The sequence below is a fragment of the Enterobacter cloacae complex sp. P47BA genome (genome assembly GCF_014930485.1).
Taxonomy (GTDB): domain Bacteria; phylum Pseudomonadota; class Gammaproteobacteria; order Enterobacterales; family Enterobacteriaceae; genus Enterobacter; species Enterobacter bugandensis.
The window spans coordinates 66,091-89,594 of the sequence record NZ_JADBRF010000012.1; the positions used below are offsets into that span (position 1 = coordinate 66,091).

The following is a 23,504-nucleotide window of genomic DNA, read 5'->3' on the forward strand; positions in this document are numbered from 1 at the left end:
TGCGCGTAGTGTACCAGAAACCGGTCGCAATCAGGCATAATGGCCTGACTGCAAAATCAAAGGGGCTGATGTGGAAAAGGATCTCGCACTCGTTGAACAGTTTCTCGACGCGCTGTGGCTGGAGAAAAATCTGGCCGAGAATACCCTCAGTGCCTACCGGCGCGATCTCACCATGCTGGTGGAGTGGCTGGCGCGTCGGGAGCTATCGCTTGCGAGCGCGCAAAGCGACGACCTGCAGGCGCTGCTCGCTGAACGCGTAGAAGGGGGGTACAAAGCCACCAGCTCTGCACGCTTGCTCAGCGCAATGCGTCGGCTTTTCCAGCATCTTTATCGGGAGAAGATTCGCGAAGACGATCCCAGCGCGCTGCTGGCGTCCCCGAAACTCCCGCAGCGGCTGCCGAAAGATCTCAGCGAAGCACAAGTTGAGAGATTATTACAGTCACCGGCTGTTGACCTGCCGCTGGAGTTACGCGATAAAGCCATGCTTGAGCTATTGTATGCTACCGGCTTGCGCGTTTCGGAACTGGTTGGCCTGACGATGAGCGACATCAGCCTGCGTCAGGGCGTGGTGCGCGTCATCGGTAAAGGAAACAAGGAAAGGCTGGTTCCGCTGGGAGAAGAGTCGGTTTACTGGCTGGAGACGTATCTTGAGCATGGCCGCCCCTGGCTGCTCAATGGCGCGTCTATCGACGTCCTGTTTCCGAGCCAGCGCGCGCAGCAGATGACGCGACAAACGTTCTGGCATCGCATCAAGCATTACGCCACACTGGCGGGTATCGACAGTGAAAAGCTTTCGCCGCACGTATTGCGTCACGCCTTCGCGACGCATCTGTTAAACCACGGCGCAGATTTACGCGTGGTGCAGATGCTGCTGGGACACAGCGATCTTTCAACGACGCAAATTTACACCCATGTCGCGACGGAACGCCTGCGGCAGCTACACCAACAGCACCACCCTCGTGCGTGAGTGCCGACAAATTGTAACAGGATCAATTATGAAAAAGTCTTTCGTGCTGTTCACCCTGCTGGCAGCCTCATTTACCGGCTTCGCCCATGCGGATGACGCCGCCATCAAACAGTCTCTGGCTAAGCTTGGCGTCACCAGCAGCGACATCCAGCCTGCGCCGGTTGCCGGTATGAAAACCGTACTGACCAACAGCGGCGTGCTGTACGTCACCGAAGACGGCAAACACTTTATTCAGGGACCGCTGTACGACGTGAGCGGCGCGCAGCCGGTGAACGTCACCAACCAGCTGCTGATGAAAAACCTGAACGCGCTCGAAAAAGAGATGATCGTCTATAAAGCGGCGCAGGAAAAACATGTGATTACCGTCTTCACCGACATCACCTGTGGCTACTGCCACAAGCTGCATGAACAGATGAAAGACTATAACGCGCTGGGCATTACCGTGCGTTACCTGGCCTTCCCGCGCGCAGGCGTACAGAGCAAGCCAGAGCAGGACATGAAAGCGATCTGGTGTGCCAAAGACCGCAACAAAGCGTTTGATGACGCGATGAACGGTAAAGACGTTAAGCCTGCCTCCTGCGACATCGACATTGCTAACCACTACGCGCTGGGCGTGCAGTTTGGCGTGAGCGGTACGCCAGCGATTGTCCTGAGTAACGGCTATGTTGTTCCGGGCTATCAGGGACCGAAAGAGATGAAAGAGTTTCTCGACGCGCACCAGAAACAGTTTGGTGGTAAATAATTCGCGTGAAAGCCCCCATCAAATTGCGCCGCCGCGAGGCGGTTGAACACGTTGATTTACCGGACGATCTCCCGCCGCTGCTAAAGCGCCTCTACGCCAGCCGCGGCGTGCGTCGCGCAGAGGATCTTGAGCGCAGCGTGAAAGGGATGCTGCCCTGGCAGCAGCTGAACGGTATCGAGAAAGCTACCGAAATGCTCTACAACGCGCTGCGTGAGGGAACGCGCATTGTGGTGGTAGGGGATTTCGACGCCGACGGCGCAACCAGCACCGCCCTGAGCGTACTCAGCCTACGCGCGCTGGGCTGCGATAATGTCACCTATCTGGTGCCGAACCGCTTTGAAGACGGCTATGGCCTCAGCCCGGAGGTGGTCGATCAGGCCCATGCCCGCGGTGCGCAGATGATCATGACCGTAGACAACGGGATCTCCTCCCATGCGGGCGTCGATCATGCTCACGCTTTGGGGATCCCGGTGCTGGTCACCGATCATCACCTGCCCGGCGATACGCTCCCCGCAGCAGAAGCGATTATTAACCCCAACCTGCGCGACTGCGATTTCCCGTCGAAATCCCTCGCCGGCGTGGGCGTGGCGTTTTATCTGATGCTGGCGTTGCGTACTCTCTTACGCGATAAGGGCTGGTTCGAATCCCGCGGCATTGCCGTTCCAAACCTGGCCGAATACCTCGACCTGGTGGCGCTGGGCACCGTGGCGGACGTGGTACCTCTTGATGCCAATAACCGCATTTTGACCTGGCAGGGCTTAAGCCGTATTCGCGCGGGCAAGTGCCGTCCCGGAATTAAGGCGCTGCTGGAGATTGCCAACCGCGATCCGCTTAAGCTGGCGGCAAGCGACCTGGGCTTTGCCCTCGGGCCGCGCCTGAACGCGGCCGGAAGACTGGACGATATGTCCGTTGGCGTCGCGCTGCTGCTGTGCGACAACATCGGCGAGGCGCGCGTGCTGGCCAACGAGCTGGACGCCCTGAACCAGACCCGTAAAGAGATCGAGCAGGGGATGCAGGCCGAAGCGCTGACCCTGTGTGAAAAGCTGGAGCGCAGCGGCGATACGCTGCCGGGCGGCCTGGCGATGTACCATCCCGAGTGGCATCAGGGCGTGGTCGGCATTCTGGCGTCGCGCATTAAAGAGCGCTTCCACCGTCCGGTGATCGCGTTTGCGCCTGCGGGTGACGGCACGCTGAAAGGCTCTGGCCGTTCGATTCAGGGGCTGCACATGCGCGATGCGCTGGAGCGTCTGGATACGCTTTACCCGGGTCTGATGATAAAGTTCGGCGGCCACGCGATGGCGGCAGGCTTGTCGCTGGAAGAGGCAAAGTTCGACGAGTTCCAGCGCCTGTTTGGCGAGCTGGTCACCGAGTGGATTGACCCGGCGCTGCTGCAGGGCGAAGTGGTCTCTGACGGTGAGCTGTCTGTCTCCGAAATGACGATGGAGGTCGCGCAGATGCTGCGCGATGCCGGTCCATGGGGGCAGATGTTCCCGGAACCGCTGTTCGACGGGCGATTCCGTCTGCTGCAGCAGCGTATCGTCGGCGAACGCCACCTGAAAGTGATGGTCGAGCCCGTGGGCGGCGGACCGCTGCTGGACGGCATCGCCTTCAACGTTGACACCTCCATCTGGCCGGACAACGGCGTGCGCGAGGTCGAGCTGGCGTACAAACTGGATATCAACGAGTTTCGCGGTAACCGTACCCTTCAGATCATCATCGACAATATCTGGCCAATTTAGCGGCAGTAATCTCTATAAAAAAGGGCGTGGATTCGGTACAATCCCGCTCTTATCACCGCATTTTGACAAGTCCATAAAAGAAAACAGACCATGTTTGAAATTAATCCGGTAAAAAACCGTATTCAGGACCTCACGGAGCGCTCTGACGTTCTTAGGGGGTATCTTTGACTACGATGCCAAGAAAGAGCGTCTTGAAGAAGTAAACGCCGAGCTGGAACAGCCGGACGTCTGGAACGAACCTGAACGCGCACAGGCGCTGGGTAAAGAGCGTTCCTCTCTCGAAGCTATCGTAGATACGCTGGATCAAATGGCTCAGGGGCTGGAAGACGTTTCCGGTTTGCTGGAGCTGGCCGTCGAAGCCGACGACGAAGAAACCTTTAACGAAGCCGTGGCAGAACTCGACGGGCTGGAAGAGAAGCTGGCACAGCTGGAATTCCGTCGCATGTTCTCCGGCGAATACGACAGCGCTGACTGCTATCTCGATATTCAGGCAGGTTCTGGCGGTACCGAAGCGCAGGACTGGGCCAGCATGCTGACGCGTATGTATTTGCGTTGGGCGGAAGCGCGCGGCTTCAAAACCGAAATTATCGAAGAGTCTGAAGGTGAAGTGGCCGGTATTAAATCCGTCACTATCAAGATCATTGGCGACTACGCCTACGGCTGGCTGCGTACCGAAACCGGCGTTCACCGCCTGGTGCGTAAGAGCCCGTTTGACTCCGGTGGTCGTCGTCATACCTCCTTCAGCTCCGCGTTTGTTTACCCGGAAGTTGACGAAGATATCGATATCGAAATTAACCCGGCGGACCTGCGTATTGACGTTTACCGCGCGTCCGGTGCGGGTGGTCAGCACGTTAACCGTACAGAATCTGCGGTGCGTATTACCCACATTCCAACCGGGCTGGTAACACAGTGCCAGAACGACCGTTCCCAGCATAAGAACAAAGACCAGGCCATGAAGCAGATGAAAGCGAAGCTTTATGAGCTGGAGATGCAGAAGAAAAATGCTGAGAAACAGGCGATGGAAGACAACAAGTCCGACATCGGTTGGGGCAGCCAGATCCGTTCTTACGTCCTTGATGACTCCCGCATCAAAGACCTGCGTACCGGGGTTGAAACCCGCAACACGCAGGCGGTGCTGGACGGCAGCCTGGACCAATTTATCGAAGCAAGTTTGAAAGCAGGGTTATGAGGAACCAACATGTCTGAACAACAAGCACAGGGCGCTGACGCGGTAGTCGATCTTAACAACGAACTGAAAACCCGCCGCGAGAAGCTGGCAGCGCTGCGCGAGCAGGGCGTGCCGTTCCCGAACGATTTTCGTCGTGACCACACCTCAGACCAACTGCACGCTGACTTCGACGGTAAAGAGAACGAAGAGTTGGAAGCGCTGAACATCGAAGTGGCCGTTGCAGGCCGTATGATGACCCGCCGTATCATGGGTAAAGCCTCCTTCGTGACCTTGCAGGATGTCGGCGGCCGTATTCAGCTGTACGTTTCCCGTGACGACCTGCCGGAAGGCATCTACAACGAGCAGTTCAAAAAGTGGGACCTGGGCGATATCCTGGGCGCGAAAGGTAAACTGTTTAAAACCAAAACCGGTGAACTGTCTATCCACTGCACCGAGCTGCGTCTGCTGACCAAAGCCCTGCGCCCGCTGCCGGACAAGTTCCACGGCCTGCAGGATCAGGAAGCGCGCTATCGTCAGCGTTACCTGGATCTCATCTCTAACGATGAATCCCGCAAGACCTTCAAAATTCGCTCCCAGATCATGGCCGGTATTCGCCAGTTCATGGTCAACCGCGACTTTATGGAAGTGGAAACCCCGATGATGCAGGTGATCCCTGGCGGCGCGTCTGCGCGTCCGTTCATCACCCATCACAACGCCCTGGACCTGGACATGTACCTGCGTATCGCGCCGGAACTGTACCTGAAGCGTCTGGTGGTCGGTGGTTTCGACCGCGTGTTCGAAATCAACCGTAACTTCCGTAACGAAGGTATCTCCGTTCGCCATAACCCAGAGTTCACCATGATGGAACTCTATATGGCGTACGCGGACTACAAAGATCTGATCGAGCTGACCGAATCCCTGTTCCGTACCCTGGCGCAGGACATTCTGGGCACCACGCAGGTTCCTTACGGTGAAGAAGTGTTCGACTTCGGCAAGCCATTCGAAAAACTGACCATGCGCGAAGCGATCAAGAAATACCGTCCGGAAACCAACATGGCGGATCTGGATAACTTCGACTCTGCGAAGGCCATCGCTGAAAGCATCGGCATCAAGGTTGAGAAGAGCTGGGGTCTGGGCCGCATCGTGACCGAGATCTTCGAAGAAGTGGCCGAAGCGCACCTGATTCAGCCGACCTTCATTACTGAATACCCGGCGGAAGTCTCTCCGCTGGCGCGTCGTAATGACGAGAACCCGGAAATCACCGACCGTTTCGAATTCTTCATCGGCGGCCGTGAAATCGGCAACGGCTTTAGCGAGCTGAACGATGCGGAAGACCAGGCGCAGCGTTTCCAGGATCAGGTTGACGCGAAAGCAGCAGGCGACGACGAAGCGATGTTCTTCGACGAAGACTATGTGACCGCGCTGGAGCACGGCCTGCCGCCAACTGCAGGTCTGGGTATTGGTATCGACCGTATGGTGATGTTGTTCACCAACAGCCACACCATTCGTGACGTGATCCTGTTCCCGGCAATGCGCCCGGTGAAATAAGGCGTTACGTTGCTAAAAAAGCCCCGAAAGGGGCTTTTTTATTGCGCCGCGAACGCTCTCAGCGCGTCTCGCGCGACCGTTGCTTCCTGCACCATCCACGGGCTAAAGCTCCATGGGGCGGCGTCCAGCGCGCGGAATAACGACTCCAGCGTCACCCATTCAAATGCCATCACTTCTTCATGGTTAATCCGCAGTTCGCTGGTGACGCGGGCAGCGAAGACCGGGCAAATCTCGTTTTCCACGATCCCGGAAGGATCCGTTTCGCGGTAGCGGAATTCTGAGGCGACAGGCGTAATCGCGGTAATTTCTGCGCCAATCTCATCGCGGCAGCGACGGATAATTGCCTCTTCCGTCCGTTCACCAGATTGAGGGTGACCGCAGACGGAGTTCGTCCAGACGCCCGGCCAGGCTTTTTTACTTAGTGCGCGTCGGGTTACCAGACACTCGCCTTCGGCGTTAAACAGCCAGGATGAGAACGCCAGATGCAGCGGGGTTTGGGCAGTATGCGCGGCGTATTTTTCCTGAGTGCCAATCACCATTCCCTGGTCATTAACCAAAATAACGTGTTCTTGAATACTCATTCATGCTCCAGTGCCAACGATGCGGATGGTTCTGCACCATCAACAGGGAGCATTATACGGCAATCTTATACGAACGGTTTGTTTCCAGGAGCGGAAAAGGGCTGACCCATATCTCTCCGGGCTGGTATCATAGTGCGCCATTCACGCTGACCGAGGATCTGTTTTGTTTGCAGGAAGCCTGACGAGAAACCCCATCATCGCCATCTTTTGCCTGACGCTGACGCTATTCCTGGCAGGCTGTTCAGGAAGCAAATCGTCGGATATGGGTAGCTATTCCGGTTCGGTCTATACCGTTAAGCGCGGGGATACGCTGTACCGGATTTCGCGCGCAACGGGGACCAGCGTGAAGGATCTGGCGCGCCTGAATAACATCTCTCCGCCGTACACCATCGAAGTGGGGCAAAAGCTCAAGGTGAACGGCAGTTCGTCCTCGGGCAAAAAATCCTCATCGAAAGGCAAAACCGCCAAAGTGACGCCGTCCTATCAGGTACCGCAATCGTCATGGCCGCCGGTTGGACAGCGCTGCTGGATTTGGCCTGCCAGCGGTAAAGTGGTCGCCCCTTACTCACTCTCTGAAGGTGGCAACAAGGGTATTGATATCGCCGCTGCGCGCGGTACGCCGGTTTATGCCTCCGGGGCAGGGAAGGTGGTTTATGTGGGTAACCAGCTGCGCGGCTACGGTAACCTGATCATGATTAAGCATGGCGAAGATTACATCACCGCCTACGCGCATAACGACACGATGCTGGTTAACAACGGCCAGAACGTGAAGGCGGGGCAGAAGATTGCCACCATGGGCAGCACCGGTACCGATTCGGTGAAGCTGCACTTCCAGATCCGCTATAAGGCGACGGCCATCGATCCGCAACGCTATCTTCCTGCGCCCGGCAGCAAACCGAAGTGCTAAGTGATTATTTAATCGCCGGTTAGTTGTGAAGAGGCTTGTATGAAGGTGCGTAAGGTCTATAATGCCTTACGCACCTCAAAGCGGGCGTAGTTCAATGGTAGAACGAGAGCTTCCCAAGCTCTATACGAGGGTTCGATTCCCTTCGCCCGCTCCAGATCTCTTGATAAATCAACAGGTTATGATTTATCAGTTAGTTACGTTTCCCCGCGTTAGCAGGTACAACTTAAACTACCCATTGTTCTACGCCCGCACCGGTCGCGTGATTGGTCTGTGGTACAAGGGAGCATATCTTCACGCTGGCGGTGGTTCCTGATTCTTACCGCGACAGTACAACAACGAACAAAAAGCCGCATACCTGGCATAACTCCCGAACAGACTGATCACACGCATTTAAGCCCGATGTGCGGCCTTATGGCTGCTATTGTCTGAAATCTGATACATTGCACAAACATCATGTGGATTGCTGTAAAGTTCATCAGTATGATTGCTAGCACAATCAGCGATTGGGAAAGCACTTCTGGAAGATAAGGGACGAGACGATATGAAAGTGACTGATGAAGCTTTGTTACGTTCAGGGTTTACGCAGCCCGAATTGCAGAAGATAAAAAGCAATATTGAAAAATATGGAGGAACGCTTGGAGAGGCCATAAATGACCTTGCCAGGCGATTTGTTACCTTGGCGGGAGTGGTGGCTGTGTGCGCCTTAATCCTACTGCTACTTATCGTCTTCAGCTCACCTGATAGAGCATTTGCATGGGGGCTGGCGATGATCTTTGGGGTTGCCATTATGTCCTTCGCACAGCCGCCGGTAATTTCCTATAAATCCTGGCGTTACCGAAAAACTATCAAGGATTAACTGGTTCCATTTTCTGTTGTTAGTAGATCGAAAATCACTTTTGCTTTAACACCATAACCGACAATCTTCATTGTTAGTTTAGGAGTGCTCATTGTGCTGACTTTGCGATAGTAATCGTGTGGAAGCCAGCGGAATAATCTCCAGGCTCCAGTTTTTCGAGCGAATCCCACAATGCTGTACACACTGGCACCAAGAGTAACACCATTATAGAGAGCCAGGCCCATGTTAGGATTAAATCCCATAAACTGGGCGGTATGCATCGCGGAGTCAGCAATGATACCTTGTGAGGGTTTATGTCCTGCTGGCTGATTAAAGTTGAGCACTTCTTTCGTTAATCCGTTCATTCCATCGGCAATCAGGACTGCCCCAGCCAGCATACCAATCGGCCCCATAGTGGATAACATCATAAAGCCACCAAAGAGAACCACGCCTGATAGCACCACATTTACAGCGGATATAACATAACCGACGATTTTATTATTTTCCTTAACAAATTCGACTTTCGCGTAAAGCTCTGCGGCTCTAGTTCTTAACAGGTGTTCTTGTTCTTGTAGATTATCTGTTTCGGCACGTAGATTTTTGATGCATGCAATGCATTCTTCATCGGTTTTAGCTCGTCGTGCTGTTTCAAATTCTTTATCTACAACCTGTTTTATCTCTTCGACAAACTTGATGCGTGTAAGACCATCTTGCAAATAGAATGCTGACAGCCGATTTGCTGTTTCGACGAGTTTCCGGGCTTCAAGATTCACCATGGTATCTGACCATGTTCTGTTCCAGCCCCTGTTGAGCAGCGCAATATCCATTAAAGACTCCTTCCCAAAATATGTCTGGTCATTTTACGTGCAATAAGGTCGAAGGCAACAGGAAATACTTTCACAACCCGCCCACGTGGGTGTCCCGTTTCTTTATCCTCCAGGTTTACATTCTCCTGTTGAAAATATCCCCGGCTCTGTTGAAGCACTGCCAAGTAACTAATTAGGCCGCTAACTATTTTGCTAGGATCTGCATGAAATATCCTGGTGTTGCCACTGCGTCACACCACTTTGCTTGCGTTGCAAAATGCCTCGCAATTTTACAACAGGCGAAACACTGTCTTCCGGTAGTAAAAAGCCTTAATTTAAGGTAATACAGTATTATAGTTTAATCTGTTATGGCATTTTATAACATGATGGAAAGGGGGATGAGATGGCGAACATAGGTTACAACAGGGTAACAGCCTGATAAATTAATCTATGTTTAATGCATTTTACTCATGTTAATTACCGGAATGTATGGGCTCGAATGAGAATGGTCAGGATTAATACACAATGCAAAATCCGGAACGGCCTGTTTCCTTTTTAAGTTTCGTAATTATTTAGAAAGAATAAGTGTTGATTGCTGTATTAAGAATAATCATTAATGAAATGATGCGTAAAAAGACAAGATTATTCAGGTTTTAATGGTCTTTTCTCCTTGATTTTTCATGGGTTTTAAAGTAAGCACCAATAAATATCAGTTATATATCACTAATGTTCTGAGGGGAAATTCAAAAATAAACAAAATTTATTTTTACTCAGCCTTTTCCATCTGATATCACTTCTCCCTCATACTTGTCTGAGCCATGACCGCTGTAGTCTATAATGGCTATTAACCAACGCTAAAAGGTGGTGTCATGAATATTTTACCTCCCGTTCGGCCTGAACAATCTATTGAACGTCTTACTGCCATCCTTGAGCCGATCGCGGAAAAAGTGAAGCTCGTGCCGCGTAAGCGGATCACCTGGAAACACAAAGGCCACCAGCAAATGTATCTTTTTCAGGAGGGTGAGCTTTCTTTGCTGCGGGCATCTGATGGTCTGCTCCTGGTGACCGTTTTTGAGCCTCATCTGTTCGGCATTGCCGAGATGATTCAGCCGACACAGGGGCATATTTTACGTGCAGAAAGAGAGTCTATCATTTTACGTGCTGATGCAGATGAAGCAGCTACGCTATTTCGTCAACAGGGCGTCTGGGAAGATGTTGCGGCCTTGCTGTCGTATCATACGGCGTATCTCATTTATCGTGATGCGCAGGTCGTGCAGCAACGTACCTATTCCGTGATTCGTAGTTATTTGCAGGAAATGGTATTATTGCCCGAAGAGGCGCGTATGCGAACCAGCATTCTGGAATATATTCAGGACCGGACGCTTCTTTCACGCAGCAGTATACTCAACGTCTTATCAGCCCTTAAGCAAGGTCAATATATCGCATTTAAGCGCGGCGGGTATTTAATGGAATTGGGAGATTTACCGGAGTCGTTCTAAAATTTAAAATTAAACAGAAAAATATTTCACGTTGTTCTCGTTTGTCGATATCGTTTGCTCACTGAAACTATTCAACGGAGTAAACGGGATTTGTATGAAGAAGACACTTTTTGCATTAATTATTGCTAACGCATTCACAGCCACAACTGCATTTGCAGCTGCGGATACAGGTACATGGTACAGCGGGGCTAAATTCGGCTGGTCACACTATTTTGACGCCAGCACCGGTTCAAAAGCGAGTGATAATAACAGTGGCTCCAGCCAGTATAATATCGTTCATGATAACGTCGGTGGTGGGGTTTACGCTGGCTATCAGATGACACCCTGGCTGGCAGTAGAAGGTGGTTACGATTATTTAGGAAATATGCAGATGAAAGGCAACCATAGTGCGGGCGCACAAATGAAAAGCCAGGGGCTGCAGATGTCCTTAAAAGCCAGCTATGCCGTGACCGACAGCTGGGATATCTATGGGCGCGCCGGTGCGATGGCATATCGGGCAGAATCTGATGTAAGTGGTCACAATCGTTTCGATACAGGCGTTCGCCCGCTTGCTGCGGTGGGCACGGAGTATGCGTTCAACAAAAATTTGGCTGGTCGCCTCGAATATCAATGGGTAAGCAATGTGGGTAATGCCAACCAGATTGGCGTCAGCAGCGACGTAAGCTCCGTAACAGCAGGCCTGACATGGCGATTTGGACAGCACGATTGATCGTTGTTAGCCTCTCAATGATAAAAGCCCGACTGCTTAGCAGTTGGGCTTTTTGGTATTTAAGTAACTAAAGGATCAAGAGCAAGTTTAATCTTTTGCAGGCCGGTAACGTTTTTGTCTTTCAGGTATTGCTGATTAATCATTTCAAGCTGTTCCAGTTTTGTCAGCGAGGCGTAGACCGGCTGAACGGGGCTATCTTCGGTAAAAATATCCTTCGCGGTAGCGTGCTGTAAATATTCTGATTTCAGTTGTGCCGATAATCTGTCTATCTGTACTTTATTCTCCTGATAAAGCGCTGCAATATGCGAGGCCGGAATGGAAGGCGGTTTATCTCCCGGTAGAACTAGCGGAACCTGCAGATGATGTATCTGTTCAACCTTATCCGGATGAGATGCGCTGCAGGCGGTAACTAAATTGAGGCTGAACAGCGCCAGTAATAATGACCGTGTCTTCATTGGACAACTCAGGGTTAATAAGCGGAACGGACATTATCGTAAACAACATGAAGATCTTCAGAGTAAACTTGTTTAATTTTAAATAACTTAGCGGGTATGTTTAACAACGGCGTAGACATAAACGGTTGTTCACGCTGTTAAAGTAAAACAGGCTGCAGTACGCAGCCTTTTTTATCAGTTTTTCGGGAACACCCAAACATGCCTCTCCGGCAGCGAAAGATGGCAGTGCTGCGGATCCCGAACCTCATGCCCGTACGCGCGAATGACAAAATCATCTCCCGGCGTGCGGAACAGGTACTCCCAGCGGTCACCAAGATACATGCTGGTGAGCAGCGGCAGTTCAAGCTGATTTTCCCCTGGCCCCTCAACCACCGCCACGCGTTCGACCCGGATCACCGCCGTAGCGTCATCACCGCTCTGCACCCCTTCGCCCGCCTGGCCCCACAGCACCCAGCCTTTTCCTTCGATACGCGCTCTGCCGTCGCGCACTTCGGTGACCTTACCGTGCAGGCGGTTGTTGCTGCCCATAAACTCGGCGGTAAACAGCGTTTTTGGCGAGCCGTACATCTCCTGCGGCGTGCCCTGTTGCTCAATTTTGCCGTTGTTAAGCAGCAGGATGCGGTCGGATATGGACATCGCTTCGTTCTGGTCGTGCGTCACCATCAGCGCGGATAACCCGAGTTTGATAATCAGCTCGCGCAGGAACACGCGGGCCTCTTCGCGCAGCTTGGCGTCGAGGTTGGAAAGCGGCTCGTCCAGCAAAATCACCGGTGGGTTGTACACCAGCGCCCGGCCAATCGCCACGCGCTGCTGTTGCCCGCCGGAGAGCTGGTGCGGGTGACGTTTGCCAAGATGGCCCAGACCCAGCTGGTCCAGTACGTCCTGTACGCGCTGCTGGATCTCTTTGGCCGGAACTTTACGCAGCTTGAGCGGATAGGCCACGTTCTCAAACACGGTTTTGTGCGGCCACAGGGCATAGGACTGGAACACCAGCCCCAGGTTACGCTCTTCTGCCGGGATCTCACTGCGTGGCGTGCCGTCGTAAACTTTATTGTTGCCAATGACAATCGACCCCTGCGTCGGTTTTTCCAGACCCGCGACGGCACGCAGCAGGGTGGTTTTACCGCTGCCGGAGGGGCCTAACAAGGAGACCACTTCGCCGCGCTTCAGGTTCATGGAGACCCCTTTTAAAACAGGATTGTCGCCGTAGGTTAAGTGCAGATCGTCAACCGCTAATTCAATCATGTATTTTCACTCCGAAACGAAGGGCAATGCCCAGACCTACCACGACCAGCAGGATGTTAATGAAAGAGAGCGCCGCCACGATATCAATGGCACCCGCGGCCCAGAGGGAAACCAGCATTGAACCGATGGTCTCCGTGCCGGGGGAAAGCAGATACACACCCGTTGAGTATTCGCGCTCAAAGATCAGAAACATCAGCAGCCACGAACCAATAAGACCGTAGCGGGAGAGGGGAATGGTCACATGGCGGGTGATTTGCCCGCGCGTCGCCCCGGTGCTGCGCGCGGCTTCTTCAAGCTCTGGCCCCACCTGCAGCAGCGTGGAAGAGATAAGCCTCAGCCCGTAAGCCATCCACACCACGGTATAGGCCAGCCAGACGCTGAAAATGGTGCTGCGCAGCGAACGCAGCCAGACGATGACGTTCTCGCGCATCCAGTCGGTCCAGGCGAACCCGGAAAGCCAGCCGGATTTCAGCGAGTTGTCCAGCCACATCGGCAGGAACAGGAACACCCACAGGAACGCCAGACCGGCAAGCAGGCCAGGCACGGCGCGCGGCACCAGTACGCTGTAGTCCAGGAAGCGCGTGGTGTTATCCGGTTTACGGTGCATCGCAATCCCGACGAACAGGTAGCACGCCACGGCCAGCGCGCCGCCAATCACCCCAATTGCCATGGAGTTGACGATGGCGCGCAGCAGGTTGGGCTGTGCCCAGATGGTGCGGAAAGTGCTCAGCGAAAGCTCATCCCACAGCGAAACGCCGACGCCCCAGTTGGAGATAAACGCGCGCAGCACCACGCCGAGCAGCGGCACGCCGATGGTGACGGTGAGCCAGAAGGCAACCACCGCCCCGGCAACCCAGCGCCATTTGCCCAGCGGTAACGCGCGAGCCTGTGAGGCTTTCCCTTTCATAGTGACGAAGCGGTTGGCGGTGCGCATCAGACGGCGCTGGAGCATCACCAGCGGGATGGTGATGCAGATCAGCACCACGGCAACCGCCGCCATCAGGTGATAGGAAGGCGTGCCGAGCTTGTTCGTCAGCTGGTACAGGTAGGTTGCCAGCACCATATTGCCTTCCGGATCGCCGAGCACCAGCATCAGGCCAAATACTTCCAGCCCGAGGAAGAACAGCAGCACGATGGCGTACAGGATCGACGGGCGCACCATCGGCAGGCTGACGGAGGTCATCACCTGCAGCGGAGAGGCACCCGCAATGCGCGCGGCTTCTTCCACATCAGAGCCGACGCTGCGCAGCGCGGATGAAATATAGAGATAGGCATGCGGCACGTGCGTCAGGCCAGCAATGACCACGATGCTCGACATATCGTAGATGTTCCACGGCACAAAGCCGATCAGCGCCTGCGCCCACAGGGACAGAAAGCCCACGGGACCGGCAGCCACCACATAGCCAAAGCCGAGCACCATCGGCGATACGAAAATGGGGACCAGGATCAGCGGTTCAATCAGGCGGCGGCCGGGCAGGTCGGTGCGAACCATCAGAAACGCCAGTACGCCACCCAGCGGAATGGCGATGATGACCAGCCCGAAGGCGAGAATAAAGCCGCTTCTCAGAGCCTTATAGAAATCAGGGTCGGTGAAGATAAAGCCAAATGATTCAAGGCTCCACTCTTTTGCCGGAGAAAAGAACGGAGCGGACAGGAAGCTCTGTATCACGATAAATGACAGCGGCGTGTAGATAACCAGAGCGGTTATCAGCACGACGATGCCGCGCGGTAGGCTTTGCCACTTTCTGCGTAATGTATTCATGGGGTATCCCTGGTGTTGCAGCCCAATAAAACGAACTCAGTCGACAGGGAGCGCGACGGCGTGCGCCGCGCCCGAACGCTTATTTGGCGGCGGCTGCACGCCACTCTTTGATGTACTCCAGGCGTTTTTTCGGCTGCAGGTACTCCAGCAGCGTTTCATCAACCGGGATCGGCTTCAGCGCGTTACCGAGGATTTTGGTCAGGCCGTCAATATCATTTTTGCCTTCGATATCGTTACGGATGGAGGGAATATCCGCCTGACTGGCCAGAATGCTTTGCCCTTTTTCAGACAGCACATAGTCCAGCCACAGTTTTGCCGCATTGCTGTTTTGCGCCTGCTGGCTGATGAACGACACGCGCGAGAGCACCAGCGTGTAATCTTTCGGGTACGAAATGCCGAGAGAAGGATCGTTCTTCGCACGGGCTTCAGCATAGGATCCGAGGATGTTAAAGCCGATCAGGTTTTCACCGGAGGAAACCCTCTCCATCATGGTGCCCGTTGATGACTGCACTGCTAAGCCGCCTTTGGCGACGTCGGCCAGGGTTTTAAAGTAGTTTGGATCGGCCTTGTGATCCTGCACGGAAAGCATAAAGCCAAGACCCGATTTTTCGATGTCGTAGGTGGTGACTTTGCTCTTGAATTTGTCCGTCTGGCTGGCAATCAGCTTCGCCAGCGCGGCGTGAGAATCCGGCACGTCGCCAGCCGGGATCAGGCGCTTGTTGTAGATAAAGACCACTGGCTCATAGGTGGTGCCGTATGCCTTATCTTTCCAGACTGCCCATTTCGGCAGCTGACTTTGCTCCGGCGATTTGTACTCCATGGCGTAGTCGGTGGCGAGTTTCAGCCCGGTGTCCATTGAGGAGCTCCAGACCACGTCGCCGCTACCGCCACCGGAGGCCTGTTCGCTGATAAAACGGTTGTACAGCTCGGTGCTGTTCATGTCGTTGTATTCAACTTTGATGCCCGGGTAGGTTTTTTCGAAGCCCGCAATCAGCGGCCCGGCGGCTTTGGTGTCGGTGGTGGAGTAAATCACCACCTTGCCCTCTTTGGTGGCGGCATCGACAACTTTTTGATACTCAGCAGGATAGCCCTGCGGCAGGGCAGAGAGTGCAGAAGCAGAGAACAGTACGGTAGCGGTAAGCAGAGAAATTCGGAACGTGTTCGACATTATAGTTAACCTTTTAGTTACATTTGAGGAACTAATTGTCAACATAGCGTAAAGCGCGCCTCCGACAATAGGGAGGCGCGGGCAATGATTCCGAAGTGTGACTGTCACCATCGTTTCAGCAATTAACACCATAAAATCCGCGAACGTTTGCCTGCGAACGGTTTCGGATTACGGTTTATCGTCGGCTTTGCGGTATAGCCGCCGTGGATGACCAATATTGCCATACAGCATTTCGACGATGATTAACCCGCTCTCCACGCAGTATTCCAGGTAGCGACGCCCCGTGGTTTTGCTGATCCCCACGTTTTCCACCACCTCTTCAACCGACATCGCGCTGTCGGGATGTTCGGCGAACAGGCGTTTAATCCTTTCCAGCGTTTGGGGTTCAATGCCCTTCGTCGACGGCGTAATGGAGGCTTCCGCGGCAGGCAGATTAAACAGACGATCCAGCGCGTGCTGGTCGACCACCTTCACCTGCTGCACGGTGTGGACGAAGCGCATAAACCGCTCCAGCGAGGCGTGCAGGCGCTGGAAAAAGACGGGCTTGATCAGGTAGTCAAACGCGCCGCTGCGCATGGCATGGCTGCAGGTCTGCATATCGCTGGCGGCGGTGATGAAGATCACCGAGCATTCATAGCTTTTCAACAGCGGGTTATCGATGAGCTCCACGCCTTTACCGTCCGGGAGATAGTTGTCCAGCAGGATAAGCCGCGGCTGATGCTGACGAATCAGGCTGCATGCCTGCTCAATCGACGCGGCGATGCCCACCACGCGCAAGTGAAAATTCTGCTCGATATACTCGCGATGCAGCTCCGCCAGGTGCGGTTCATCTTCAACGATCACAACGTCAAGTGGTTGGGTCATGCGGTTGTCCATTGGGAATAAACACAGAAAAAATGGTGCCCTGCGGCGTGTTGTCGGCGATCTCTATGCTGCCGCCCGCTTTCCTGATATAGCCTGCCACCAGAAACAGGCCAATACCGTGCTCGGTACCCACAATGTCGTTTTCACTTTCCGGTTTGCTGCTGAATCCCTGGCGGAAAATGTGTGGCTTCACCGCCTCATCCACACCGCAGCCTCTGTCTGCCACCTCTATCAACAACTCCTGGTTGCGGTCAGAAATGTAGAGTTCCACCGGCGCGGGGACCGGTGCCTTAAGGGTCGCGTCCACCGCGTTATCCAGCAGGTTACCAATAATGGACATCAGCTCCGTTTCGTTGAGCGTGGCGGGCATGCGGGTGAGCTGACAGGCCGGATCAAACAGCAGTTCAACGCCTTTTTCGCGTGCGCTGACGTATTTTCCTAACAGCAGCCCGCACAGGGCCGGAGAGACAAAATGGGCGGAGACAAAATCCAGCACGCGCTGCGCGCCTTCTGACTGCACCTGGATGTAACGGATCGCCTCGTCATAGTGTTTCATCTGCAGCAGCCCCACCAGCGTGGCGGTCCAGTTCAGCTGCTCGTGGCGCATAATGCGCAGGTTGTCCGCATAGCGCTTGATCTGGCTCAGTTGGCTGCTGAGGGTGTTAATGTCGTTTTTGTCGCGAAAGCTGTACACCCAGCCGCTTTCAACGCCGGGTTCGACCTCAATCGCCACGCGGTTAACGATCACCTCTCGCTGGTTAAGCACTGCGATTTGGTCGTGGCGACCAGCGCTTACCGAGGCGTAGCGCTGGGATAAAAAGCCCGGCGACGTCTGCAGAACGTCTTCCAGCGGTTTGCCGATAAGTTCTTTCTCACTTTGATGAATATCGAGCATCTCCCTGGCTGCCCGGTTAATTAAAATCAGCCGCTTCTCTTCATTGATGGCAAATACCCCCTCGTACATGGCTTCTAATAGCGCGCGTTGCTGCAAAACCAACTGGGCGATATCTTTCGGCTCAAGGCGGAACATCTGCTTTTTAAGATTGCGGGTAAACAGCCAGGAGAAAATAAACAGCAACAGCAGAAGGGCAATACCGTACAGTCCAGCCTGCCAGAGAATGCGGGCGTTAATATTGGCGATATACGAGGTCAGATAGCCGACCGAGACGATGCCAATGACCTGATGCTGCGCATTAAAGATTGGCGCTTTGCTGCGCAGCGACACCCCAATCCCGCCCTGACGCACGGAAATAATGGTTTTGCCTTTTAACACCTCCGCATTATCCCCTCCAATCATCGGTAAATTAATGCGCTCCGGTGATTCCGAATGATAAAGGTGCTGTTCCCGGGTATCGCCAATCACAATATAGCTGGCATCGCTTTCGGCACGCAGCGGCTGTATTAAGCGGGCGATACCGGGGATATCTCTGGCTGCCACCATTTCCGCCAGACCCGGTATCAGGGCGATTTCACTGGCCTGTACCCGGGCGCGCTGGCCCAAATCGTGGTGTAGCTGTCGGTCAATAAAATGAAACAGGATCGTTCCCAGCAGAACTAACAGCAGGCAGGAGAAGCACACCAGCGCTAAAAACAGCTTTACCTGAAAAGAGAGTCTGCGTTTCATTCAACCTGTGCTAGCCCTATGAAAGTGAGAGATTTGCGGAGCCTGACATGTGCCAATAGCGGACGCAATCTGGCGAGAAAAGAGTTGTGACCTGGCTTTTCGTTTTCGGCGTTATAGCCATCAGGATCCCGTAAGGCTATGCTTCATTCAGCACGATAATAATTACAGAGGCAATGTCATGGATAAAGAACTACTGGATGAGGGGTACCGGGCCTATACCGGCGAGAAAATTGACGTTTACTTTAATACCGGGATCTGCAAACACTCAGGTAACTGCGTGCGTGGGAGCGCAAAGCTGTTTAATCTGAAACGTAAGCCGTGGATCATTCCCGATGAAGTGGACGTTGAAACGGTTGTACGCGTGATTGATACCTGCCCGAGCGGTGCGCTGAAGTATCGCCAAAAATAAGCGAGGAACCATGGAAATTCTGGAAGGCCATAACAAGTTTTACGTGAATGATGAGAACGGCAATCAGGTCGCAGAGATTGTCTTCGTGCCGACCGGCGAGCACCTGAGCATTATCGAGCACACCGATGTGGATGAGAGCCTGAAAGGGCAGGGCGTCGGTAAACAGCTGGTGGCGAAAGTGGTGGAGAAGATGCGCGGTGAGAACCGCAAAATTATTCCGCTGTGCCCGTTTGCGAAGCATGAGTTTGATAAGACGCGGGAATATGACGATATTCGGGCGTAAATAACGCGCCCGGCAGCACGCCGGGCACGAGTACGTCTAGCCAACAAACATCACCGACACGCACAGCACGCCGACGACCAGCGTCAGCAGGCTGCCAATTGAGCGGTACGGTTTCAGGGAAGGGATCAGATACGTCGACAGCGTCGGCATGATAAACAGGATCATGGCGATAAGCGGGCCGCTGATGGCGTAAATCATTGAGATGGCGTTCGGGTTAATGCAGCAGACCGCAAAGGTGATTAACGACACCCCCATAATGGAAATCGCGCGGTTAAAGGCGCGGCTCTTTTTAATCCCCACCTGATTTAGCGACGACTTCACGATCTCCGTCGCCCCTTCAATCACCCCAAAATAGGTGCCGAGGAACGATTTCGACATCGCTACGATCGCCACGATAATCCCGGAAATGCCGAGCCAGGCTGGGGAAGACGGCATCATCGACAGCGCTGACAGAATCGTCACCCCCTGCTCTTTGGCGGCCATAATATAGGACGGTGGGATAGAGAGCAGGCAGCTGAAGACAAAGAACAGCACGCTCAGGCAGATAATCAGGTACGCCACCTTCATGATCTTCTTGCATTTATCCATGGCACCGTCGGCAAACTTCTCGCGACGGTCAACGGCAAACGTTGAGATAATCGGGGTATGGCTAAAGGCAAACACCATCACCGGAATTGAAATCCATACCTGATGCAGCGTTTGGCGATCGAAAGCCATCTGGCTGGTAAGCAACGAGGGCTGCCAGCTTCCGGTGAGATAGATCGAGACAAACAGGAAATAGGCAATCAGCGGAAACACCAGGAAGCCCATCACTTTTATCGTGATATGCCGTCCCATCAGGAAAATCAGATTCAATACCAGCACTACCCCCAGGCTGACCAGCACGCGAACGGTGGTGTCCACCGTCAGGTGTTTTGCCAACTGCTCGGTTAACGAGTTGGTAATGGCCACCGCATAAATCTGCACCACCACAAAAAAGGCGATGAAATAGAGCGTGGTGATCAGATTGCCAATCTTCTTACCATAGTAGTGGGAGACGGCGCCGGTGATCCCTTCATTACCTTTTGTGTTTGACGAGAGAATAAATTGCGCCAGCGCCCGGTGCGGCCAGTAGGTTAACGGATAGGCCACGAGGGCGGTGATAAACAGGACAATAGCGCCTGCGGAGCCCAGCTGAATGGGCAAGAACAGCGTTCCTGCGCCCACGGCCGTGCCATAGAGAGCGAAACTCCAGAGAGTCTCATCTTTTGACCAAATTTTCGACATTAGAGCAACGTTTCAACTAACAAACCATCAGAATGGCGTGCAATTTACCATAGTTATGCCTGAAGAGCGCAGTTGCTTCGACGGAGTTTGGCCGGAACAGGCGTCCGGCCAGCGAGGGTTTAGCCTGCCAGAGCGCGTCGTTGCTGGCGACGCTTAAGGAATTTCTCACGCAGGTTATCGTATGCCCAGTTATAGAACATGGTGTATGGCAGGAAGAAAAGGAAGAAACCAATTTCTAACGTGAATGCCTCAAGCAGGGTCACGCCCAGCACGGCGGCGACAATCGACACGCCGATTACAATAAACCCGCATTCGAACCCCAGGGCGTGCAGCGCGCGCACTTTTGCCGTACGTTTTACGCGCTGGACAGGCCAGAAACGGTCGAAGCCGAAGTTATAGATAATGTTCCAGAGCATGGCGGTGGTAGCCAGGATAATGGTTAACCCACCCATCTCCACCACCGAGCGCTGCATCAGCCATGCCGCCGTGGGGGCGAGAATTGCCGTGGCAATCCCTTCGAAACAGACAGCATGAAAGATCCGCTCCGGCAGCTTACGTTGGAGTGCATCCTGATGTTGCATAGTGTAGACCTCATTAATTCACCGGTATGGGCGTTGATGCAGCCTATTTTTATCGCTAAAGCTGATATATTAAAGATGGTATCCATCGATAAAGTAGATAGTTTATGCGCTATTCACCTGAAGCTCTTACCGCGTTTGTTGAGACCGTTGCGGCAGGCTCTTTCTCTGCTGCCGCGCGCAGGCTGCGTAAAAGCCAGTCGACGATCAGCACCTCCATTGCCAACCTTGAAGCCGATCTGGGTTTCGAACTGTTTGACCGCTCGGCGCGCCAGCCGGTGTTAACGGTCCAGGGGGAACAGGTACTGGGCTATGTGCAGGCCATTCTCGCCGCCAGCACGCGGCTGGATGAGCTGGCGGTGTCGTTAACGGCACAAACGGAGGCGCGTCTGACGTTTGTCCTCTCCGATACCCTCAACCCCGACGTGCTTGAAGATCTGATGAAGCAGTTTGACGCTCGCTTTCCCCACACGGAGTTCGAATGCCTGATTGGCGAGGAAGAGGACGTGATCGATCTGCTGCAAAAGGAGCGCGCGCAGGTGGGGCTGACGGAAGCGCGAGACGGTTATCCTACGGATATTGGCGCTACCCGGCTGCCGGTGCAGACCCGAATGGCGATATATGCCGCGACCACGCATCCGCTCGCCGGACAACACGAGGTGCAGAGCGACGAGCTGCACGGCTGGCGGGAGCTGAGGCTCAGCACCTACCTTGAGCGCGAGGCTGAGATCGCGCGCGGGCCCGTCTGGTCAGCGCCGAACTACCTGTTATTGCTGAGTATGGCCGTCCAGGGGTTCGGCTGGTGCGTGCTGCCGTGCGCGCTGGTGGATGAATTCGCCGCCGCGAAGTCGCTGGTACAGCTCAATGTTCCCGGCTGGCCACGGGCGATCGGCATCGATCTGCTGTGGAATAAACGATCCCCTCCCGGCGTGGCCGGAAGCTGGCTGCGGCAGTATCTGCAGGATGCACGCTAATCCTTGTGATTAAACTCACTATTTTTAAACAATTAAGATAATTGCCAGTAACAATCCTCTACTATCGTCATGTCATTTAACACAGAGGTCGTGATGAAAGATGTCGTAATAGTGGGTGCGTTGCGTACGGCTATCGGCTGTTTTCAGGGAGCGCTTGCGCGTCACTCGGCGGTTGACCTGGGCAGCGTGGTCGTTAAAGCGCTGGTGGAACGTAGCGGGATCGCAGCCCATGAAGTTGATGAGGTGATCCTGGGGCAGGTTCTCACGGCCGGTGCCGGGCAAAACCCTGCGCGTCAGGCGGCGCTGAAGGGCGGGCTGCCCAACACCGTCTCCGCTATTACCATCAACGACGTCTGTGGTTCAGGGTTAAAAGCGCTGCATCTCGCCACCCAGGCCATTCAGTGCGGTGAAGCGGATGTGGTTATAGCTGGCGGACAAGAGAACATGAGCCGCGCGCCGCACGTTCTCACCGATAGCCGAACCGGCGCGCAGCTGGGTAACAGCCAGCTGCTCGACAGCCTCGTGCATGACGGGCTGTGGGATGCGTTCAACGACTATCATATGGGCGTGACGGCAGAAAACCTGGCGCGCGAGTACGGCATTAGCCGCGAATTGCAGGACGCCTATGCGCTCAGTTCGCAGCAAAAAGCGCGTGCCGCGATTGATTCCGGTCGCTTTCGCGACGAGATTGTCCCGGTCAGCACGCAGCGTCAGAACGGCGAGGCGATCGTCGTCGATACCGATGAACAGCCGCGCACGGATGCCAGCGCGGAAGGCCTGGCGAGACTGAATCCCGCGTTTGAAACGCAGGGCTCGGTCACCGCGGGCAATGCCTCGTCCATTAACGACGGTGCCGCCGCCGTGATGATGATGAGCGAAAGCAAAGCCCTTGAGCTCGATCTCCCCGTGCTGGCCCGCATTAAGGCGTTTGCCAGCGTGGGCGTGGATCCTGCGTTGATGGGGATTGCGCCGGTCTACGCTACCCGTCGCTGCCTGGAGCGCGCAGGGTGGCAACTTTCGGATGTCGATCTGATCGAAGTGAACGAAGCCTTTGCCGCGCAGGCGATCTCGGTCGGCAAAATGCTGGAATGGGATCCGCTGCGGGTCAACGTGAACGGCGGTGCAATTGCGCTGGGTCATCCCATCGGCGCGTCCGGCTGCCGAATCCTGGTTTCGCTGGTCCACGAAATGAAAAAGCGAAACGCGCGCAAAGGGATCGCTACCCTCTGTATAGGCGGCGGACAGGGCGTGGCGCTCGCCATCGAACGCTAATTTCTCCTCACTTAAAAAACCTCCTTCGGGAGGTTTTTTTTATCGTGTTCTTCTCTTCATGGGAAGTAATCGTGATCCGCGCGTCATTTCTGTTATAAACAAA

At 54.3% G+C, this 23,504-nt stretch carries 23 protein-coding genes and 1 tRNA gene; 14 read left to right on the forward strand and 10 right to left on the reverse strand.

From position 1 onward, the window contains the following. Positions 1-70: 70 nt before the first annotated feature. The 5 genes from xerD to lysS all read left to right on the forward strand — a co-directional run bounded on the left by xerD (position 71) and on the right by lysS (position 6,164). Entirely contained in the window at positions 71-967 is an 897-nt protein-coding gene (gene xerD, locus IM299_RS13660) for a site-specific tyrosine recombinase XerD (RefSeq protein WP_193357640.1), read from the forward strand. 28 nt (positions 968-995) lie between these two features. After that, positions 996-1,709, forward strand: a complete 714-nt coding sequence (gene dsbC, locus IM299_RS13665; RefSeq protein WP_028014319.1) for a bifunctional protein-disulfide isomerase/oxidoreductase DsbC — start codon at positions 996-998, stop codon at positions 1,707-1,709. Between the two features lie 5 nt (positions 1,710-1,714). Next, on the forward strand, positions 1,715-3,448 hold the full coding sequence (gene recJ, locus IM299_RS13670; RefSeq protein ID WP_041908356.1) for a single-stranded-DNA-specific exonuclease RecJ: 1,734 nt from the start codon (positions 1,715-1,717) through the stop codon (positions 3,446-3,448). A 90-nt stretch (positions 3,449-3,538) separates the two neighbouring features. Then, positions 3,539-4,637 (forward strand): peptide chain release factor 2 gene (gene prfB / locus IM299_RS13675; protein WP_100170824.1). Its coding sequence is split into 2 segments (ribosomal slippage): positions 3,539-3,613 and positions 3,615-4,637, totalling 1,098 coding nucleotides; the frame shifts between segments, so codons are not numbered across the junction. 9 nt (positions 4,638-4,646) lie between these two features. Further along, positions 4,647-6,164 carry a lysine--tRNA ligase gene (lysS, locus tag IM299_RS13680; RefSeq protein ID WP_014885130.1) on the forward strand — a complete coding sequence of 506 codons (1,518 nt, stop codon included), beginning with the start codon at positions 4,647-4,649 and terminating at the stop codon, positions 6,162-6,164. A 38-nt stretch (positions 6,165-6,202) separates the two neighbouring features. Here the strand turns inward: lysS and idi are convergent, their stop codons facing one another. After that, positions 6,203-6,745: an isopentenyl-diphosphate Delta-isomerase gene (gene idi / locus IM299_RS13685; protein ID WP_059353910.1), complete on the reverse strand. Its 543-nt coding sequence runs from the start codon at positions 6,743-6,745 to the stop codon at positions 6,203-6,205. A gap of 163 nt (positions 6,746-6,908) precedes the next feature. Here idi and actS point away from each other — a divergent pair, with 163 nt between their 5' ends. From actS to IM299_RS13700, 3 genes are all read left to right on the forward strand, one after another. Next, positions 6,909-7,652 (forward strand): amidase activator ActS, encoded by a 744-nt coding sequence (gene actS / locus IM299_RS13690; RefSeq protein WP_041908359.1) that lies wholly within the window; start codon positions 6,909-6,911, stop codon positions 7,650-7,652. A gap of 80 nt (positions 7,653-7,732) precedes the next feature. Further along, positions 7,733-7,806, forward strand: a tRNA-Gly gene (locus tag IM299_RS13695). A 387-nt stretch (positions 7,807-8,193) separates the two neighbouring features. Further along, entirely contained in the window at positions 8,194-8,508 is a 315-nt protein-coding gene (locus IM299_RS13700; RefSeq protein ID WP_020882780.1) for a hypothetical protein, read from the forward strand. Here the strand turns inward: IM299_RS13700 and IM299_RS13705 are convergent. Further along, positions 8,505-9,314, reverse strand: a complete 810-nt coding sequence (locus IM299_RS13705) for a DUF4225 domain-containing protein (RefSeq protein WP_193357641.1) — start codon at positions 9,312-9,314, stop codon at positions 8,505-8,507. The two genes, IM299_RS13700 and IM299_RS13705, sit on opposite strands and share 4 nt — an antisense overlap. Positions 9,315-10,162: 848 nt before the next feature. On the opposite strand from IM299_RS13705, the gene IM299_RS13710 reads away from it, so the two are divergent. Both IM299_RS13710 and IM299_RS13715 read left to right on the forward strand, forming a co-directional pair. Further along, positions 10,163-10,792: a helix-turn-helix domain-containing protein gene (locus IM299_RS13710; RefSeq protein ID WP_136343742.1), complete on the forward strand. Its 630-nt coding sequence runs from the start codon at positions 10,163-10,165 to the stop codon at positions 10,790-10,792. 94 nt (positions 10,793-10,886) lie between these two features. Further along, positions 10,887-11,501 carry an outer membrane beta-barrel protein gene (locus IM299_RS13715; RefSeq protein ID WP_193357642.1) on the forward strand — a complete coding sequence of 205 codons (615 nt, stop codon included), beginning with the start codon at positions 10,887-10,889 and terminating at the stop codon, positions 11,499-11,501. Between the two features lie 59 nt (positions 11,502-11,560). Here the strand turns inward: IM299_RS13715 and IM299_RS13720 are convergent, their stop codons facing one another. The 6 genes from IM299_RS13720 to IM299_RS13745 form a co-directional block, all read right to left on the reverse strand. Further along, positions 11,561-11,956, reverse strand: a complete 396-nt coding sequence (locus IM299_RS13720; RefSeq protein WP_045260924.1) for a hypothetical protein — start codon at positions 11,954-11,956, stop codon at positions 11,561-11,563. A gap of 174 nt (positions 11,957-12,130) precedes the next feature. Next, a complete protein-coding gene (locus tag IM299_RS13725) occupies positions 12,131-13,201 on the reverse strand; it encodes an ABC transporter ATP-binding protein (RefSeq protein WP_193357643.1) in 1,071 nt (356 codons plus the stop codon). Continuing rightward, on the reverse strand, positions 13,194-14,963 hold the full coding sequence (locus IM299_RS13730; RefSeq protein WP_045260923.1) for an iron ABC transporter permease: 1,770 nt from the start codon (positions 14,961-14,963) through the stop codon (positions 13,194-13,196). Before IM299_RS13730 ends, IM299_RS13725 begins: the two co-directional genes overlap by 8 nt. A gap of 79 nt (positions 14,964-15,042) precedes the next feature. After that, positions 15,043-16,131 carry an ABC transporter substrate-binding protein gene (locus tag IM299_RS13735; protein WP_028014307.1) on the reverse strand — a complete coding sequence of 363 codons (1,089 nt, stop codon included), beginning with the start codon at positions 16,129-16,131 and terminating at the stop codon, positions 15,043-15,045. Between the two features lie 168 nt (positions 16,132-16,299). Next, entirely contained in the window at positions 16,300-16,995 is a 696-nt protein-coding gene (locus tag IM299_RS13740; RefSeq protein ID WP_075206212.1) for a response regulator, read from the reverse strand. Next, complete coding sequence (locus IM299_RS13745) at positions 16,979-18,619, reverse strand: sensor histidine kinase (protein ID WP_193357644.1); 1,641 nt, start codon at positions 18,617-18,619, stop codon at positions 16,979-16,981. The genes IM299_RS13740 and IM299_RS13745 overlap by 17 nt, the downstream gene beginning before the upstream one ends. Before the next feature lie 178 nt (positions 18,620-18,797). Between IM299_RS13745 and yjdI the strand changes: the two genes are divergently transcribed. Both yjdI and IM299_RS13755 read left to right on the forward strand, forming a co-directional pair. Next, a complete protein-coding gene (gene yjdI, locus IM299_RS13750) occupies positions 18,798-19,028 on the forward strand; it encodes a 4Fe-4S mono-cluster protein YjdI (RefSeq protein WP_041908367.1) in 231 nt (76 codons plus the stop codon). A gap of 10 nt (positions 19,029-19,038) precedes the next feature. Continuing rightward, positions 19,039-19,311 (forward strand): GNAT family N-acetyltransferase, encoded by a 273-nt coding sequence (locus IM299_RS13755; RefSeq protein ID WP_048957332.1) that lies wholly within the window; start codon positions 19,039-19,041, stop codon positions 19,309-19,311. A 36-nt stretch (positions 19,312-19,347) separates the two neighbouring features. On the opposite strand, the gene IM299_RS13760 is transcribed toward IM299_RS13755, so the two are convergent. Both IM299_RS13760 and IM299_RS13765 read right to left on the reverse strand, forming a co-directional pair. Next, the gene (locus IM299_RS13760; RefSeq protein WP_059358104.1) at positions 19,348-20,577 is read right to left on the reverse strand and encodes an amino acid permease; all 1,230 of its coding nucleotides are present in this window, start codon (positions 20,575-20,577) and stop codon (positions 19,348-19,350) included. Between the two features lie 119 nt (positions 20,578-20,696). Then, positions 20,697-21,158 (reverse strand): multidrug/biocide efflux PACE transporter, encoded by a 462-nt coding sequence (locus tag IM299_RS13765; RefSeq protein ID WP_041908370.1) that lies wholly within the window; start codon positions 21,156-21,158, stop codon positions 20,697-20,699. Between the two features lie 104 nt (positions 21,159-21,262). Here IM299_RS13765 and IM299_RS13770 point away from each other — a divergent pair, with 104 nt between their 5' ends. After that, the gene (locus IM299_RS13770) at positions 21,263-22,129 is read left to right on the forward strand and encodes a LysR family transcriptional regulator (RefSeq protein ID WP_045629969.1); all 867 of its coding nucleotides are present in this window, start codon (positions 21,263-21,265) and stop codon (positions 22,127-22,129) included. Between the two features lie 93 nt (positions 22,130-22,222). Beyond that, complete coding sequence (locus IM299_RS13775; protein WP_028014300.1) at positions 22,223-23,401, forward strand: acetyl-CoA C-acetyltransferase; 1,179 nt, start codon at positions 22,223-22,225, stop codon at positions 23,399-23,401. Positions 23,402-23,504: the final 103 nt, after the last annotated feature.